This is a genomic window from Spirochaetia bacterium 38H-sp, assembly GCA_039023545.1.
In the GTDB taxonomy this organism is placed as follows: Bacteria; Spirochaetota; Spirochaetia; order Winmispirales; family Winmispiraceae; genus Rarispira; species Rarispira pelagica.
Genome location: JBCHKQ010000001.1, coordinates 634,364 through 651,662, shown reverse-complemented (window position 1 = coordinate 651,662; position 17,299 = coordinate 634,364). Strand labels below are relative to the sequence as shown.

The window sequence follows — 17,299 nt, the reverse complement described above, 5'->3', positions numbered from 1 at the left end:
CTGTAAATATTACTTAATAAACAACAATCTGGATAAAATATCGCCAATAAGTGCCCATAGAGAAACCGGAAGGGGAAGATTCTCTATTTCTCTATACAGTTTCCAGTTATATTTTATCATCTTGAGTTTGTTGCTAGATAAAGAATTATGTCTTTTTATGACCATTACCAACGGAGTTTCTATTCCAAAAGCATCAGCCTTCTTTAACAATTTAAGCCACATACCATAATCCTGCCTTGCTCTTATATCTGGCATGTATTGCTTTCCAAAAAAAACTGCATTATACATGACAGAAGGTGTAGTTATTCTATTAAACCATAGATTCTTAGTATAATTTACTTTAAAAGGAGCTCTTACTATTTTTATCAGCTCGCCAGAATCTCTTATCTTCTTATAGCTGGAAAAAGAGAAGTAAACATTATTTTTCTGCATAAAGTTAACCTGCACAGATAGTTTTTCTGGTACCCATAGGTCATCGCTGTCAATAAAAGCTATATAATCACCCCTTGCGACATCAATAGCCCTGTTTCTGGCTACAGCTGCTCCGGAATTTTTTTCCAATCTCAAAACTGTAATACGTTTATCTTTATCTGCATATTTTTTTAATATCTCATAGCTATCATCAGTAGAACAATCATCTACAGCAATCAGTTCCCAGTTGCTATACGTTTGAGCAAGAACAGAATTCAGAGTGTCTTCAATAAAGCGAGAAGAATTATATACAGGCATAACAATACTAACCAATTTATCAGACATTAGAATTCTCCATTTCTAATATGCAAAACAATGATACAGCACAATAACATAGAAAAACAATACCCCAAAATTATTATATTATCTAAATTTCCGTCTAATATGTTTTATTATTCTTAAAAAAAATCTAGGCATAAAAAAAGCAGGCAGTAACATTAGGAACAATAAAAAATCATACTGTTTTATGAAATAAATAGTCTTCTTAAGACTCGCAATATCTTTATTTAAAGCAAGATAATATGCATTGATAAGAGAATTTTTCCTAATAAATTTTTTAATTCCCTTATAGTTTTGCAACTCCTTCAAAGATGGTGTTGTATAAAACCATTTTATGTTATAAGCAATTATTCCCTCAGTAGAGGGAGATATGCTCCTATTAGTGGCATTCATCTTGTAAATAGATAGATTTCGACCAGAAAAAGCCAAATCCCCAAGGGTAGATAAAACAAGCCAATAATAGAGATCTGCTCCTCGCTTTTCACCTACGGGGAAACGATATCCCCTTAGGAAAATACTCTTTCTAATACACACAGAAGAAGAAAAAACCAATCCATAATTAGAAAAAGAAAAGGCTTTATAAAAATTATTAACTATCCCAAAAAAATCAGAAGATAAGGGGGTTTTATTTTTTATTTTGCGCCCATACTCATCTATACGATAAGTACCAGTAGAATAAAAGACAGCATTGGGAAATCTCTCTATAAGAGCCTTTATTTCTAATAAAAAATCTTCTTCCCATAAATCATCAGCATCTATTAGAGCAATATACTCATTGGAAGCAGCAGCTATTCCGGTATTCCTTGCTTGTGATTCCCCGGAATTTTTTTGCTGTATAAGCTTTATTCTATTATCAGAAAATCCTTTAACAATATCAGCACTATTATCAGTAGACCCATCATCAACTACTATTATCTCATCAGCAGGATAGGACTGATTAATAACTGACTTTAATGTATCCGAAATTTCTTTCTCTTTATTATATAATGGGATTACCACAGAAATTCTAATCATAAATACCTCGTTATTCCTTAGATTCACATCTACTTCTCTTTATAAGTCTTATTATCCTCACTATAGGATGGGGAAGATTATTCCTAAGCACAAAGTTTATTTTATGATAAATAAAAGTAATATATGCAGTTAACCAATGTTTGCCATTTTTTATAGCCACTCTTAAACTTTCTCTACTAGAATTAAAACTATCACTTATACCGCCACTCTTAAGGAATCCTATTACTTGATCAATATAAACATATCTATAATTTTTTTTGAGTATTCTTAAAGCCATATCATGATCTCCTGCTATGTTAAAAGAAGTATCAAAATAACCTACATCATCATAAACATACCTTGCAATAATAGCAGTTACATGAGGATATGGCATCTCTTGATATATTTTATTTTTGAGGGGAATAATGGGTCTTAAAATGAGGTTCTTATCTACAAGCTCTACATTAGCAATGCTATAGTCAACCGAAGACTCCTTAATCTTATCAATGCTTATCTCAATGGCCATAGGTATATAAACATCATCGGCATTGAGTATCCCTATATATTCTCCCCTCGCAACCTTTAATCCCTTATTCATTGCATCATAGATGCCATTATCCGGCTCGCTTACCCAATAAGAAATATGTTTCTCATATTTTTTTATGATATCAACAGTACCATCAGTGGAAGCACCATCTATTATTATATACTCTATATTGGGATAAGTCTGACTAATCACGCTTCTTATAGTATCTTCTATTGTAGATGCGGCATTATAAGAAACTGTTATAACAGAAACCAATGGAAGATCATTTTTTTTACTCATATACTCCCTGATAATATAGATTTATAAAGTTCTATATATTTTTTTGCCACAATGCGGCTGTCAAACTCTTGCAAAACTTTTTCTCTGGCATTTTTACACATATAATTATACCCAGCCTCATCAAGATTTAATATCCAGTCAATACCCTTTGCCAAGTCATTAGTGTCATAGGGTTGCGCAAGATAACCGGTATAGTCATGTTCTACAATATCCTGTAGACCAGTAGCATTAAAAGCTACAACAGGAGTACCACAAGCCATAGCTTCCACTGCTGTCAGACCAAAAGCTTCCTGCAAACTTGGCACAATCATTACATCAACAGCACTGTATAAAGCAGCAAGACTTATATCATCATAAAGCTGACCAACATAATGGGTGTAAAATCCATAGTCATAAGCACTCTTGGGTTTAGAACTGCCAAATACTACTAATTCCAAATTTTTATTATCAATTTTTTCCAAAGCAGTGCCTAACTGATAAAACCCCTTTCTTGGATCAGAAGTGGCATTCATAGCTCCAAATAAAACCAATTTCTTATCCTCTGGCAAATTCCATATTCTTCTTGCGATCAGCCTATCAAGAGGTTTATATAGTGCAGTATCTATAGGATTGGGCAGATTTATATGTTTTTTATCTTGTAACAAGCTGCTTTTTTTAGAACAAGTCATAAGCCATCTGCTCAATCCGACTATTGTTATATTATCCATCTTTTCAAAAACTTTCCTTTTCCTATCCCACCCCTTTCTACTTAAATCTGTACTTATATTACTAGAAAGAACTTTGCAGTATCCACATTTTTTTTTATATCCCTCACATTCCTCATCATAGTGGCATCCGCCTGTAAATGCCCACATATCATGCAAACTCCAAACTATGGGTTTTTTTATTTTTGCTAAATCCTCTATCTTTAACATTCCTCCACAAATCCAATGTAGATGTACAATATCCGGATTTATCTCATCAATTTTATCTATTATTTTACCAGAACCAACCCAAGATGGGGAAAAAAGTGTTTTTGTTCTATTTTTATAGAAAAATTTTACAGGAAGAGTATCAACTATGGGTCGCAAGATGTTTAAAGTTTTCTGTATCTTATTATTTGCCAAGCCAAGCACAGTATAATCATCACTTTTTTTATCTTGCACAAGCATTTTGCTATCAATGCCCTCATACAGGAGAGCCTTATGTAATCTATAAGCTGCCCTAGCTGCACCACCTGATATATCCCACGTACTCACATGTAGAAGTTTCATATTCTAAGCAGCCTTTTAATTGGTTTTAAAACACGCTTTGATATTTCTATCAAAGGGAAAATAAGTTTTGAAAGCATTTCGTAAAATCGTATTGTTGCCCAATTGGGTTTTATATCATTAATTTTTTTAAAAATTGTTGCATGACTGCCTTGCAACAATCCTACAACCTCTAGTCCCATTAGTTTTGCAAACATGTTAAAAGTATATCTAAAGTGAAAAGTATGAGGCAAATGGCATTTTATCACGGGGAAAAAGTTATTAGCAATGATAAGGTATCCACCTCTTTTGACATTTTTTATCATAATATAGAAAATTTCAAGAGGATCATTTACATGCTCCAGAACATCTGTACTTATCAAACAATCATAAACATCAATGATTTTATCTATAAAATTTATATTTGTATAACTTTTTATTCTTTTCAATGAATATTCAGAGGGATGAGGCTCAAAAACATCAACAGTTATATGCCTATCTTTTTCTGCTATCAATCTTGCAAGAGTGCCAAAACCTCCACCATAATCAATGACTTTTCTAAAACCATTATCAACAATCCAGTCGCTGATATAATTTCTGTGTCGCATAGAAAGCTCATGATGCTCAATAAAAAGTCCATTTAAAATCCATACGGGGTCAGAATAAAACTGTGCAACTTTTTCCCAATCTAACTTTTTGTTATTACATCCATATTGATCCCAAACAAGATCCATAAGATACCACATTTGCTCCAGATCATCCGATATAGCAGGATTCTGCTTTTTCAGAAGTTTAGCAATCTCTTCCTTATTATTATTATCAATATCTAATTTATCTAAATCAATCTCCATCATAATATCTCCATTGCTTTCTTTTAAATAGGTTTTAAATATTTATTTATTTTTTTAGAAATACGAGAGAGAAAAGAATTTCTTTTTCTTATAAATCTTTTTATCCTTCTTAATGCTTCTGTATTTTCTTCTATCCTTTCCATATTTAAATCAATATAAACAGGTTTCTCTCGTGGAAAAGACTCCATATTAAATTCATCAGTAGAACAACAATTTACACCAGAACCATCCAAACCAACATTGGAGACAAGAGAAACAGTTGGATTAAGGCATAAGCCATTGTTTATAAATATAGTTGCATACCAAAAAATAGCCCATGTGTCTATTTTTTCACAAAGATTATCTTTAACCTGAGCCCAAAAATCCTCAGTTCCATCGAGATTAAATCTATAAATATCTCTTTTAGAAAATTTTGCTATAAGTTCATGAGGTTTTTTCTCAAAAAAATTCCATCTATCAGCCCATGTTGCCCAGCCCCAACAATTCATAACTCTCCATAAAAAAACATCACCAAGACCATCAGGATCAATTGGATATGTCCATCCACTAATATGCCAGATTTTTTTTTCTTTTTCATAACTATCAAGAGCAGCATTCATAAATCTCAGAAAATACGGACTAGCAACTATATCATCTTCAAGTACAATTATTTTTCCATATTCATTGACTATTTTAGTAACTCCATCAATTATATTATTTGCAAGTCCCCAGTTTTTATCTCGCTCAATGATGGTAACCTTTTTAAATCCATAGATTGTTTTTAAATATTCTCTAACTTCCAAAACTTTAGACTTATCATTATCATTTTTCCAGCTATCACTAAAAATAAAAAGCTCACTATCACTTGCTAACTCATTTTTTTGTAATGCTTCTACTGTTTGCTTTGTATGCCAAGGGCGGTTGTATACAAACAAGACAATAGGAGCCAGATTCATATTTCCACCTCTCTCATATATCCTGCTACAGCTCCTTTATGATACTCTATTTTACTACTCCAACCCAACCAAAACATAGGGACAAAAACAACATCTCTATTCTTCATTAAATAACTTCCCCACCATCCAAAACTGCTTGGACTTAAAATTGCTCCATTACACATGGTCATAATCGCAAAATCAACTTCATAGCTGTTTTTTGATATTATCTTATTATTTAAATATTCAAATTCTTTCTCAATAAACTCAGGTTCGTCACTTAAAAACACAAAATAGCAATTTTTTCTATTTTCTAAAAACCACTTTATACAATAATGAAAATACTTCATAGGAAGTAAAACATCTTTACCGTAAACTCTTACATTTTTATAATCCCCTTTTCTTATATGAGCAAACACTAAATAGTTATTTTTAAGAGGAGATAAAAAGGTCTTTGCTTTTTTTAAATAAACATTTTTTATTTTTAGATTATTTACTAATTCTTTATTAAAGAGGCTTTCACTTTGAAAAAAAGCTGTTTTAACAAGTGTTATTCTATTAACTAAACCTTTAGATCTAATATAAGAAGTGCTTTCTCTTCTATAATTATTTAAAATTTTTTCATATTTTATAGTAAGAGAATTAATAAGTTTCACATCTGCTACTTTGTATAAAAAAGGTTTTATTATTCTATATAGTAAATTCCTTTGTATTCTGTTCTTTCTACTAAAATGCAATAAAGTTTTATCATCTATACTAAAGAGAGTTAAAAATTCATCAAAACCAGAAACTAGGATCCTTTCATTATTTTTCTGAATAGTTTTGAGAAAAACATACTGAAAAATTTGATTTCCTAAACGGCCATCAGCAAAGAATATAATCATTTTCTTAAAACTTCGCTTTTGAAACAGCAACATAATTTGCATATTGAAAGTTTTCCATAAAAGGCTCATATTTCCTAAATTCCAAGCCTTTTGGCATTACTTTGGCTATTTCAAATTTTCTACTTTCTAGAAAGTCATATATTTCCATCAGACTAGTATGTGAATCTAGATTTGCACCACCATACTCAAATTGTATAAAATCAATGTAATCACCACTTAAATATTTACCAAAACCTTCAAAAGCTCTTAATTCATGTCCTTCTATATCAATTTTAACAAAATCAATATGCAAAATATTATTCTGTTCAATATACTCATCCATTCTTTTCAGAAAAACATCCTCTTTTTTTCCCAAGTCTACGTTATAGACATATAAATTTCTTTTATAAAGTGATGCAAATCCGCTTGTTTCCTTATCATAAAAAATAGTTGCCATTTCACTTTTATTTGAAACTCCAAAATGATTTAAGTGAACATTATCTTTATCTTTAAATTTTTTCTCAAGAACTTGAAAACAACTTTTAGTAGGTTCAAAAAGATGCAACTCTATATCTATATTATTTTTTAATGAATACTCACTAAGCATAGAAGAGTATTCACCAATATTTGCACCTATATCAAATACAATTTTCTCCCTCCCATCTTTATTTTTAAAATGTTCAAATAAATTTTCAATAAATAATTTTTCACCATTTTGTTCAAAATTACAATTTCCATTATTTTCGAGCATATTAAATACTCTCCAAGCTAATCCCCTAATTTTTCTTTTTATATATGCCATTTTCACAAACATCATTTAACCTTTCTAAAGTAATATAGACCTGTTCCAAAACCTTTATTTGGATCATATTTATCATATAGTGAAGTTCCGTACTGATATTTTTCTTCAATAAGTTCACAATCATCTTTAAATAATTTTAAAATATAATCTCTAGTAAATGCTCTATGAGCATTAAAATATATTTTATTTTCCTGATCAACTGGAACACTAAATAAAATTATCCCACCCACCTTAATAACTCTTTTTAGCTCTTTTATTGCTTTTTCACTTCCATAAGCATCTATTTCGTCTCCATATCTCCCAAGTCCAATATGCTCTACTACACATAATGATGAAATACTCTCCACTGAATAATCATCAAAAGGTAGATCTAAAATAGATCCCTTTATAAAATTTAAACCTTCTAATTTAAGTTGAATTGGTCTAATATCTACCATTGTAACTGGAACAAATTGCGACAAGATTCCAACAGTTTTAGCAGAACTTCCAACATCAATATGGTGCTTTGGTTTCAACTCAAATATTTTTTTTGCTGCCCAAGTATCTTGATAGAAATATACAGGATCTACCGGTGTATAAGACAAATTATCAAACAAACACGGATAAAATTCTATTTTTGAGAAATTTTCATTTTTTGTTCTTTTAAACTGCATGATTTGATTAAAAAACCATAGATATTGTCTAAAGAATAGTATGATATTTAATCTAAAAAATTGACTGAGAGGTAAAAGTAAAAAATATAAAATTCTAATTTTTTTTAATATCTTTCTCATATATATTTATTATTCATTTATTCTCATTTTATAGAATGTTAATACAGCTTTCAACATAATAAAGACATTTTCTCTTGTCTTATTATAAAAGATATCGACTAAGAATATAGTAACAAAAAAAGAAACAATACTAGCAAAAACCGCACCCATTGAACCATAAAATGGAATCCATAAATAGTTTAAAACTATATTTGTTGTTGTGCCAATAACCATAGTTATAAAAGAAAAATATAATAAATTCTCACTTAATATAAAATGGCCTCTTCCTACTCCCATGTTAGCAAAAAACAATCTAATCACCATTAACGACAATAAGATACCAGCAGGTTGATACTCTTGCCCAAATAAAATAACCACTATATTTTCAGAAAAGGAAAATATCGGAATTGCTATTATTAAAAATAAAAAAAAACTCATTCGATACAGATTTAATAATCTTGACTTATAAATTTGTTCTGAAATAGCTTTAGCATTTTGCACAGCCGGATATAAAGAATTTTTTAATACCATAGGAAGAAATCCAAAACTCTCAATCAATCTCATAGCAACACTATAATATCCCACCTCTTCATTTCCTAAAAAACTTTTTAACATTACTTGATCAATTCTTGCTTGTATCATCAAAACCATACTGCTAAAAAATAAGAATTTACTATCTTTTAATAGTTCTTTAGCAAGACCAAACTCAAATTTTATCTGCTTTATAAAAAACTTTTTTCTAACTTTGAGATAACAATAAACGTATCCACTTGCCAAAATAAGACTATCAAAGATAACAACTAAAGCAAAAGCTACTAAAGGAGCTCTCATTAATATAAGAATTATTTTTAGTGCTGAAGAAATAAACAGAGAAAACGTATTTGCAATAACAGCATATTTACCCATGACTTTTGCTTGGAAATACATATCTATAACATTAAAAGCTTGAAAAATGGCAGCAGAAGCAATGATGAAAATTAATATATTTGTATATTCGTTATTAGATGTAAAATGAATAGCAATGTATAAAATTATAAAAGTTGTAATGGCACCAATTAGTTTTAATACAAAAGCAGTTCCTAATATCTCATTTTCTTTTTCTGGGTATTTTACTATCTCTCTTACTACAATGCCGTCAAGGCCAAGAGTGGCTATAGCTGTAAAAAGCCCTACAAAACTTTGAGCATAACTTAAAAGGCCATACTGATCAGGCCCAAGATACCTTGCAACCCATGCCCCTACAAAAAGGCCAACAAACATTCTTAGAATTTTCTCAATCATAAGCCATGATGTATTCTTGGCATACCTTAAAAAACCAGCATGAGAAAATAATGATATTATTTTGTTTTTTATTTTTCTAATAAACCTATTCGTTCTCAAGATCATAATCCACCATGATATCAACAAGATCAGAAAAACCTACCCCAGGCTCCCATCCCAATTTCTCTCTGGCCTTGGAAGCATCTCCTATAAGCAAATCCACTTCTGTAGGCCTAAAATATCTTGGGTCTATTTCAATAAGAACCTTTCCTGTATTTTTATCTATACCTTTTTCTTCTACCCCTGCTCCTTCCCATACAAGCTCAAAGCCAGCTCGCATAAAAGCCTTCTCACAAAATTCCCTCACAGTATGTGTCTCGCCGGTTGCAAGCACATAGTCGTCTGGGTTATCCTGCTGCAGCATTAGCCACATACCATATACATAATCCGGTGCGTACCCCCAGTCTCTCTTGGCATCAAGATTACCAAGATACAGTTTTTCCTGCTTTCCCTTTTTTATACGTGCAACTGCTGTTGTTATTTTTTTTGTAACAAAGGTCCTGCCCCTTCTGGGCGACTCGTGGTTAAAGAGTATGCCGTTACAGGCATATAGGTTATACGCCTCTCTGTAATTTACGGTTATCCAGTATGCATACAGCTTGGCTGCAGCATAGGGAGAACGCGGATAAAAAGGCGTGGTTTCCCTCTGCGGTATTTCCTGCACCTTACCATACAGCTCTGATGTGGAAGCCTGATAAAATCTGCATGGTATTTCTGTCTCTTTTATTGCATCCAACAATCTGAGAACACCCAGAGCATCGACTTCTGCGGTATACTCCGGTACTTCAAAAGACACCTTGACATGGGACTGAGCCGCAAGATTGTATATCTCGTTCGGTCTTATTTTTTCTAAAACCCTGTTAAGACTACTGGAATCAGTCATATCGCAATAGTGTAAATATAGTGGTACTTTTTTATTCTTATCATGAGGGTCATGATATAAGTGCTCTATTCTTTCTGTTGTAAAAACAGAAGAACGCCTTATAAGGCCGTGTACCTCATAGCCTTTCTCCAACAGTAGTTCTGCAAGATAAGAACCGTCCTGTCCTGTAATACCTGTTATAAGTGCTTTTTTCATATATAACTACCTCGTTATTTTGTCCATATTGTCAATAAACCACTTATATGTAATTTCTATGCCCTCTATTAGAGAAGTACGTGCATACCATCCTAGAGAGTTAATCCTGCTTACATCCAAGAGTTTTCTTGGCGTGCCATTGGGCTTAGATTTATCCCAAACTATAGAGCCCTTAAAACCTACTATATCCGCTACTTGATTTGCAAGTTCTTTTATTGTGATATCTTCTCCCGTACCTATATTTACACATTCTCCTATATCAGCAGGTGCTACATTTTCCATAAGAAATACTATTGCATCTGCAAGGTCATCAACAAATAAGAACTCTCTGTAGGGGGAACCGTCTCCCCATAGAATGACATCTGCATTTTTCTGCTTTGCCTCATAGAATTTTCTTATGAGAGCAGGAAGAACATGAGAACTCTCAAGGTCAAAATTATCATTGGGTCCATATAGATTGGTAGGCATGGCAGATATAAAATCACATCCTTTCTCCTGAGCATAATACCAGCACATCTTAAGCGCTCCAATTTTGGCAAGTGCATAGCCCTCATTGGTCTTCTCAAGAGGACCAGACAAGAGATATTCTTCCTTTATTGGCTGAGGACATTCTCTGGGATATATGCAAGATGAGCCAAGATTTATCAACTTTTTTACACCATATTTATAAGCAGAATGTATGACATTATTAGCAATCATAGAATTGATATAAAAAAAGTCAGATTTTGCTTTGTCATTGGCAAGGATGCCTCCAACCTTGGCAGCACATAGGATTACAACATCCGGCTTCTCGGACTCAAAAAATTCTTCTACAGCAGACTGCTGTGTGAGATCAAGCTCACTGTGAGTACGAGTAATGATATTGCCATACCCCTCCTGCTGTAGTTTTTTTAAAACAGCAGAACCTACAAGCCCCCTGTGTCCGGCTATATATATCCTAGATTCTTTGTCTATAGAATATTTTTGCATGCCAAGATTTTAACACAAAGGAATAAAAAATAAAGTATTTTTGTAAATTAAAGTGCAATAAAATGAAAGCAGACTATAGAACCGAAGAAATAAAATCAAAATAGATATTAATAATATGGGAGATACTGAAGTTTTCCAAAATTTTCTTTCTACCATATTCTCCCATCATATATCTTTCTTCTTGTGTAAGTGCCAACATCTTCTCCATCTTATCAGCTAAGTCATCTATATCGCGTAATTTACAGATATACCCATTCTTACCATCTTCCACTATATCTCTGCATCCTGGAGCATCTGTCGCTATTACCGGTTTTTTCATACTAAGGGCCTCTAGCAAGACTCTTGGCAATCCTTCTCTGTAAAAAGTTGGTAAAACAACACAATCCGCAATGAGAATTTTTTCTCTTACATCATCTGTTGTGCCAAGATAGTTGATAAGTCCCTCATCAATCCACTGCTGTAAATTTTCTTGGGGCACGGCTGTGGGGTTTGCTACCCCCAGAGGACCAAGAACAAGGAAGTTAATGTTTTTATATTTTTTCTTTAACTCCCTTGCCGCAGAAACATACTCCAACACCCCCTTGTCCCATAGCAGCCTTGCAATAAACAGAAAGTTAAAAGTTTTATCTTTTTTTTCGTTTTCTCCTGGGAAAAACCTGCTGGGGTCAATTCCCTCTCCTGGTAAAATATCCGCTTTTTCTACGTCTATAAGCCCATTATCTATAAACAGTTTTTTATCATCAGAGTTAAGAAACCATACTTTTTCGGGATATTTTAATCCCCATTTGTACATTCTTTTTACAACACTTTTTATAAACCTATCTCTGGTAAAAGCATACCCAAGTCCTGTGACAACAGAGAGACTTGGTATCTTTAACAAATGTGCTGCCACAGAACCGTAGATGTTAGGTTTTATTGTATAATGGAATATAAAATCAGGTCTTATTTTTTTATAGAGTTTATAATAATCAAATAATGTTCTTATTTCTACAAACGGATTTGTTCCGTCATTATCCATAGTAACAGAATAGACTTCAAACTCCTTTTTTAACTTATCTATATAAATATCATAGGGGGCAACAACAATAACCCTATAACCTTGGGCCTTAAAAGCTCGCATAACTTCTATTCTAAAATTATACATTGACCATGCTGTATTTCCACTAAAGGCTATTGTTTTCATACTTGATTTTTGCATCCCTAATTAAGGATATTTTCTCCTGTTGTTTTATATAATCTAGATATCTTGTCTCCGTCTACCAATAGTCCACCACTATATAGAGTTATAATCATCGAGTTTTATCCTGCATCTTATGATATGCGGAGGATATTATAATAAAGAAGACTCCTCCTGCTGCTCCTCCCAACAATGCGATGAGCATTCCTGCTGTGCTCTGTGTGAGTACCCAATAGACAGAGATTACCCCCATGACTGCGGTATAAAAGGACATCCAGAAAAGTATTTTTTTATCCGTAAGCCCCAGAGCTATGAGCTTATGATGTATATGTTCTTTATCAGCAATGCCTATGGATACGTTTTTTCTTACTCTTCTCAGTATAGCAAAGAATGTATCAAATACAGGAATACTAAGAAGTAACAAAACAGGAATAAGGGCAAAAGAACTAACTTCTCTGCCATAAATAATAAAGGGCATTATTGCAAGCATTGTTCCTATAAAGTGGCTGCCTCCGTCTCCCATAAAGATCTTTGCAGGAGGAAAATTATAGCGCAAAAAACCAAGCATCGATCCCAGGTATGTTAATCCTATAAGCATTGCAACATAATTGCTCTGTAAAAAAGATATGATGTTAAGGAAAAATATTGCGGTTATCACTATGCTGGAAGCAAGTCCGTCCATTCCATCTATGAGATTGACTGCATTTACAACCGCAAGTATCCAAAAAACAGTAATAAACTGCCCTGCTAGGCCAAGGGATATTTCTACATTGAGAATAGGTACTATAAAACTTTTAATATAATATCCTGCAAGAAATACGATAATAATGGCTGCAATTATCTGGCCTGCTAGTTTTATTCTTGCTTTTAAAAAGAAAAAATCATCAAGAACTCCTGTTATAAACATTATAATGACACCTGATATGAGTAGTATTTTGTCATATGAGAATTTTTCTGAGCCATTAAATCCAAAAGCTATGTAGACCACAATAAAGGCAATAAAGAAGCCCAAGAAGATGCCTATTCCTCCCAATCTGGAGATATCACCAGAATGAAGTTTTCTTGAATCCTTTGGATCAAACCATCCTTTTTTATGCGATATTCTTATAATATATGGTATAATACCCACAGAAATAATAAAGGCAAGCACAAGTCCTACAAAAGCCGCAGCAATATATGAAATCATCTTTTCCCCGTATTATGTATATTTATATATATCATAATATATCACAGTTTATTTCTTATCACATTATGATATATCTTACAAGTTATCCTCCCTGTTATGCTACTGGAAGAAAGGCTAGGACAACAAGAAGTGCCGGGAAAAAATTGCCTGTCTTTATCTTGCATATTCCCAGGAGGCTGAGCGCTATCATTATGACTATTGCTCCTCCTGTTCCGGATATGAGCGATATGAGCACGGGGTTTTCTATGTTTCCAAGCAGAGAAGCAAGCATGACCAGTGCGCCCTGGTAAATAAGCACTACTATGGCAGAGAATGCGACTCCTATTCCCAATGCAGAGGATAATAGCAGTGCCATAAAGCCATCCATCATGGATTTTGTAAGGAGAAGTGTGTGGTCGCCCATTGCTCCTGATTTGAATGCGCCAAGAATTGTCATAGGTCCTACACAGAATAGTATGGATGCATCAAGAAAGCCTTGGGCAAAGGTTGTGTCGTTTTTTTTGCTAAACTTTTTCTTGAGTTTGTCTCCCCAGCTGTAGATTGCACCTTCTATGTCCATGTATGTACCAGCAAGCCCTCCTATTACCAAGGCTATTGCCACGTATACGCTTATACCTTCCAGTCCCATCTGAATACCTATGAGCAGGGTAAAGACTCCTATGGCTTTATATATTACCTGCTGATAGTCTTCTCCTATACGGCTATGTAGGATGTTGCCTGCTATCGCTCCTACTATGACTGTGAGTGTGTTTATTGCTACTGCTATCATGCTGCTATTATGCTATTAATCCTGTCTTTTTTAAAGTATTTTTCCTCATATTTGCCGTAGGCAGGAGTAACTGCGCCTTTCTGCCTGTTTTGCAACTTTGGGCGCAGGGACGACGTTCGGTCTTTTTTTTGATGGCTTTTTTTTTATGCTGTTTTTGGTTATTCTGTTAGCGATTTTCTTGCAAGGAGTTTGTGATGTCTTTTAGAGAGTGTTCTTTTGATGGCAGGAGTGTTTTTGTTTTTGAGCCTTCTTCTGTTGATGTAAAGGGTGGTTTTTCTTCTCTGCCTTATTCCATACGTGTGCTTTTGGAGAATGTTGCCAGGGCTGTGTTTTTTTCCAGGCCGGGTGCCTGTGGGCTTGAGCATTTTTCTGATTGGCATGCCAATACGGGCAGGGAGCTGTCTTATTTTCCTTCTCGTGTGCTTATGCAGGATTTTACTGGTGTCCCGGCTGTCGTGGATCTTGCGGCTATGCGTGATGCAGTGGCTGCTGCGGGCGGGAATGTAAGGCGTGTAAATCCCGGGATTCCCGTGGATCTTGTAATAGACCATTCGGTACAGATAGATTTTTGGGCGGCTTCTGATGCGCTTGAGAAGAATGTTGCCAAGGAGTATGAGAGAAATACAGAGCGTTATAAGCTGCTAAAATGGGCAGGCCAGAGTCTTGATAAGTTTCGTACTGTGCCTCCCAATTCTGGTATTTGTCACCAGATCAATGCAGAGTATCTTGCGCAGGTTGTGCGTGAGGATGTAGTAGATGGTAGGACTGTTGTTTTTCCCGATTCTCTTGTGGGTACGGATTCTCATACTACTATGATTAATGGTCTCGGTGTTATGGGCTGGGGGGTAGGAGGCATAGAGGCTGAGGCTGTCATGCTTGGCGAGGCTTATATCATGCCTCTTCCAGAGGTAATTGGTGTGAGACTTACTGGCAGGCTAAGAGATGGTGTTACGGCAACTGATGCTGTTCTTACTCTGACCGAGCTTCTGCGCAAAAAGGGGGTTGTGGGTAAGTTTGTAGAGTATTTTGGCCCAGGGGTCAAAGCGCTCTCTCTGCCTGATAGGATAACTATTGCCAACATGTCTCCGGAGTATGGAGCAACTATGGGCTTCTTCCCGGTAGATGAGGTGACAACCGAGTTTCTGCGCTTTACAGGAAGGGAGAAAGAGGCTGATAGAGCAGAATGGTATCTCAAAAAGACTGGTATGTGGTTTGACCCGTCCTGTCAGCCAGTTTACTCCGATGTCCTTGAGCTTGATCTTGCAACTGTAGAGCCGTCTCTGGCAGGACCTTCCCGGCCACAGGACAGGCTTACACCATCGAGTCTGCCTCGCAGGATAGAGAAAGGGCTGCAGGAGCTTGCTATAAAGGACGACTCAAGAGAAGTTGAGCTTAACGGCTCTCCTGTGAGAGTGCCTCAGGGCGCAGTTGCCATTGCATCCATAACATCATGTACCAATACATCCAACCCTACCGTTCTTCTTGGAGCAGGGCTTCTTGCAAAGAAAGCTGTAGAACACGGACTTAGTGTACCCGTATGGGTAAAAACAAGCCTTGCCCCTGGATCACGCGTTGTTACGGATTATCTTGAGCGTGCAGGAGTCATGCCATATCTTGAGAAGCTGGGCTTTGGCGTAGTAGCCTACGGCTGCGCAACCTGTATAGGAAACAGCGGTCCTCTACCTGCAGCGATGGAAAAGGCAGCTGACCAGGGGCTGATACTAGGCTCCGTTGGTTCAGGCAACAGAAATTTTGAGGCAAGAATACACCAGAAGGTACGCTTTAATATACTTGCATCGCCCATCTATGTAGTCGCATACGCACTGGCAGGCAGCCTGCTTAAAGACCTAGAAAAAGAACCACTAGGCCGAGGCAAGGACGGAAAAGAAATCTACCTTGCAGACATACTTCCCTCTGCAGAAGAAATAGCAGAGCTGGAAAAACAGGCTGTAATAAGTGCAGATTATAAAAAAACATACGCTAACATATTTGCAGGCGACAAGAGATGGCAGGAGCTATCCGGTGGAGAAGGACTCTGCTATAACTGGGATGAGTCATCCACATACATCCAAAACCCTCCATTCTATAAGCTGAAAGGCCTGCCTGCACAGATAAAAGACGCACGTATTTTGGGCTTTTTTTATGACTCTGTTACAACAGACCATATATCACCTGCAGGTGCAATACCGCCCGATTATCCTGCAGGAAAATACCTGCAGGAAAAAGGTGTAAAACCCGCTGACTTTAACTCCTACGGCTCAAGACGCGGAAATCATCAAGTCATGATGCGTGGAACATTTGCCAACATAAGACTCAAGAACCGTCTCACCCCAGACGCACCTGGCGGATATACGATGCTGCTTCCGGAAGGGAAACAAGTTTTTACCTACGATGCAGCAATGGAGTATGCAAAGCGCGGCACAGACCTTGTAATAATTGCAGGCAAAGAATACGGCACAGGGTCCTCACGAGACTGGGCGGCAAAAGGCACGAGACTCTTGGGCGTACGCGCAGTACTTGCAGAATCATTTGAGAGGATACACCGCAGCAACCTGGTAGGCATGGGCGTTCTGCCCCTTTGTTTCAAAGACGGCCAAAACGCAGACACACTAGGACTTTCTGGACACGAAACAATCACAATAGAAGACCTGGATAAACTCAAACCCTACGGAGAATGCACCGTCACAGCCACACTAGACGGACGCACAACAAGCTTTACCATGGACGTCATGGTCTTCTCCGGCATAGAGCTAGAATACCTCCGCGCAGGTGGAATCCTGCCATACGTTGCAAAAAAACTCTCATAATTTTATACCGAAC

General features: G+C 35.5%; 16 protein-coding genes. 1 reads left to right on the top strand and 15 read right to left on the bottom strand.

The window, feature by feature from the left end; genetic code table 11:
- Positions 1 to 9: 9 nt before the first annotated feature.
- From WKV44_02815 to WKV44_02745, 15 genes are all read right to left on the bottom strand, one after another.
- Complete coding sequence (locus WKV44_02815; protein MEM5947468.1) at positions 10 to 756, bottom strand: glycosyltransferase family 2 protein; 747 nt, start codon at positions 754 to 756, stop codon at positions 10 to 12.
- Positions 757 to 834: 78 nt separating this feature from the next.
- Positions 835 to 1,764 carry a glycosyltransferase family 2 protein gene (locus WKV44_02810; GenBank protein MEM5947467.1) on the bottom strand — a complete coding sequence of 310 codons (930 nt, stop codon included), beginning with the start codon at positions 1,762 to 1,764 and terminating at the stop codon, positions 835 to 837.
- 10 nt (positions 1,765 to 1,774) lie between these two features.
- A complete protein-coding gene (locus WKV44_02805) occupies positions 1,775 to 2,569 on the bottom strand; it encodes a glycosyltransferase family 2 protein (GenBank protein ID MEM5947466.1) in 795 nt (264 codons plus the stop codon).
- Positions 2,566 to 3,822, bottom strand: a complete 1,257-nt coding sequence (locus WKV44_02800) for a glycosyltransferase family 4 protein (GenBank protein MEM5947465.1) — start codon at positions 3,820 to 3,822, stop codon at positions 2,566 to 2,568. The genes WKV44_02805 and WKV44_02800 overlap by 4 nt, the downstream gene beginning before the upstream one ends.
- Positions 3,819 to 4,652 carry a methyltransferase domain-containing protein gene (locus tag WKV44_02795; GenBank protein MEM5947464.1) on the bottom strand — a complete coding sequence of 278 codons (834 nt, stop codon included), beginning with the start codon at positions 4,650 to 4,652 and terminating at the stop codon, positions 3,819 to 3,821. Before WKV44_02795 ends, WKV44_02800 begins: the two co-directional genes overlap by 4 nt.
- A gap of 20 nt (positions 4,653 to 4,672) precedes the next feature.
- Entirely contained in the window at positions 4,673 to 5,584 is a 912-nt protein-coding gene (locus WKV44_02790) for a glycosyltransferase (protein ID MEM5947463.1), read from the bottom strand.
- Positions 5,581 to 6,516: an alpha-1,2-fucosyltransferase gene (locus tag WKV44_02785; GenBank protein MEM5947462.1), complete on the bottom strand. Its 936-nt coding sequence runs from the start codon at positions 6,514 to 6,516 to the stop codon at positions 5,581 to 5,583. The genes WKV44_02790 and WKV44_02785 overlap by 4 nt, the downstream gene beginning before the upstream one ends.
- Positions 6,452 to 7,243 (bottom strand): FkbM family methyltransferase, encoded by a 792-nt coding sequence (locus tag WKV44_02780; GenBank protein ID MEM5947461.1) that lies wholly within the window; start codon positions 7,241 to 7,243, stop codon positions 6,452 to 6,454. The genes WKV44_02785 and WKV44_02780 overlap by 65 nt, the downstream gene beginning before the upstream one ends.
- The gene (locus WKV44_02775; GenBank protein MEM5947460.1) at positions 7,240 to 7,881 is read right to left on the bottom strand and encodes a DUF268 domain-containing protein; all 642 of its coding nucleotides are present in this window, start codon (positions 7,879 to 7,881) and stop codon (positions 7,240 to 7,242) included. The genes WKV44_02780 and WKV44_02775 overlap by 4 nt, the downstream gene beginning before the upstream one ends.
- A gap of 129 nt (positions 7,882 to 8,010) precedes the next feature.
- Positions 8,011 to 9,366, bottom strand: a complete 1,356-nt coding sequence (locus tag WKV44_02770; protein MEM5947459.1) for a flippase — start codon at positions 9,364 to 9,366, stop codon at positions 8,011 to 8,013.
- Positions 9,347 to 10,378: a GDP-mannose 4,6-dehydratase gene (gmd, locus tag WKV44_02765; GenBank protein MEM5947458.1), complete on the bottom strand. Its 1,032-nt coding sequence runs from the start codon at positions 10,376 to 10,378 to the stop codon at positions 9,347 to 9,349. Before gmd ends, WKV44_02770 begins: the two co-directional genes overlap by 20 nt.
- A 6-nt stretch (positions 10,379 to 10,384) precedes the next feature.
- The gene (locus tag WKV44_02760) at positions 10,385 to 11,332 is read right to left on the bottom strand and encodes a GDP-L-fucose synthase (protein MEM5947457.1); all 948 of its coding nucleotides are present in this window, start codon (positions 11,330 to 11,332) and stop codon (positions 10,385 to 10,387) included.
- An 88-nt stretch (positions 11,333 to 11,420) separates the two neighbouring features.
- Positions 11,421 to 12,545 (bottom strand): glycosyltransferase family 4 protein, encoded by a 1,125-nt coding sequence (locus WKV44_02755; GenBank protein MEM5947456.1) that lies wholly within the window; start codon positions 12,543 to 12,545, stop codon positions 11,421 to 11,423.
- A 91-nt stretch (positions 12,546 to 12,636) separates the two neighbouring features.
- Entirely contained in the window at positions 12,637 to 13,710 is a 1,074-nt protein-coding gene (locus WKV44_02750) for an MraY family glycosyltransferase (GenBank protein MEM5947455.1), read from the bottom strand.
- A gap of 94 nt (positions 13,711 to 13,804) precedes the next feature.
- A complete protein-coding gene (locus tag WKV44_02745; GenBank protein MEM5947454.1) occupies positions 13,805 to 14,479 on the bottom strand; it encodes a DUF554 domain-containing protein in 675 nt (224 codons plus the stop codon).
- 194 nt (positions 14,480 to 14,673) lie between these two features.
- On the opposite strand from WKV44_02745, the gene acnA reads away from it, so the two are divergent.
- Positions 14,674 to 17,286, top strand: a complete 2,613-nt coding sequence (gene acnA / locus WKV44_02740; GenBank protein MEM5947453.1) for an aconitate hydratase AcnA — start codon at positions 14,674 to 14,676, stop codon at positions 17,284 to 17,286.
- Positions 17,287 to 17,299: the final 13 nt, after the last annotated feature.

Bases quoted from the DNA above. Each gene is read 5' to 3' on its own strand.
- WKV44_02815 (MEM5947468.1), bottom strand. From the start codon at position 756: ATGTCTGATAAATTGGTTAGTATTGTTATGCCTGTATATAATTCTTCT.
- WKV44_02810 (MEM5947467.1), bottom strand. From the start codon at position 1,764: ATGATTAGAATTTCTGTGGTAATCCCATTATATAATAAAGAGAAAGAA.
- WKV44_02805 (MEM5947466.1), bottom strand. From the start codon at position 2,569: ATGAGTAAAAAAAATGATCTTCCATTGGTTTCTGTTATAACAGTTTCT.
- WKV44_02800 (MEM5947465.1), bottom strand. From the start codon at position 3,822: ATGAAACTTCTACATGTGAGTACGTGGGATATATCAGGTGGTGCAGCT.
- WKV44_02795 (MEM5947464.1), bottom strand. From the start codon at position 4,652: ATGATGGAGATTGATTTAGATAAATTAGATATTGATAATAATAATAAG.
- WKV44_02790 (MEM5947463.1), bottom strand. From the start codon at position 5,584: ATGAATCTGGCTCCTATTGTCTTGTTTGTATACAACCGCCCTTGGCAT.
- WKV44_02785 (MEM5947462.1), bottom strand. From the start codon at position 6,516: ATGAGCCTTTTATGGAAAACTTTCAATATGCAAATTATGTTGCTGTTT.
- WKV44_02780 (MEM5947461.1), bottom strand. From the start codon at position 7,243: ATGATGTTTGTGAAAATGGCATATATAAAAAGAAAAATTAGGGGATTA.
- WKV44_02775 (MEM5947460.1), bottom strand. From the start codon at position 7,881: ATGCAGTTTAAAAGAACAAAAAATGAAAATTTCTCAAAAATAGAATTT.
- WKV44_02770 (MEM5947459.1), bottom strand. From the start codon at position 9,366: ATGATCTTGAGAACGAATAGGTTTATTAGAAAAATAAAAAACAAAATA.
- gmd (MEM5947458.1), bottom strand. From the start codon at position 10,378: ATGAAAAAAGCACTTATAACAGGTATTACAGGACAGGACGGTTCTTAT.
- WKV44_02755 (MEM5947456.1), bottom strand. From the start codon at position 12,545: ATGCAAAAATCAAGTATGAAAACAATAGCCTTTAGTGGAAATACAGCA.
- WKV44_02750 (MEM5947455.1), bottom strand. From the start codon at position 13,710: ATGATTTCATATATTGCTGCGGCTTTTGTAGGACTTGTGCTTGCCTTT.
- WKV44_02745 (MEM5947454.1), bottom strand. From the start codon at position 14,479: ATGATAGCAGTAGCAATAAACACACTCACAGTCATAGTAGGAGCGATA.
- acnA (MEM5947453.1), top strand. From the start codon at position 14,674: ATGTCTTTTAGAGAGTGTTCTTTTGATGGCAGGAGTGTTTTTGTTTTT.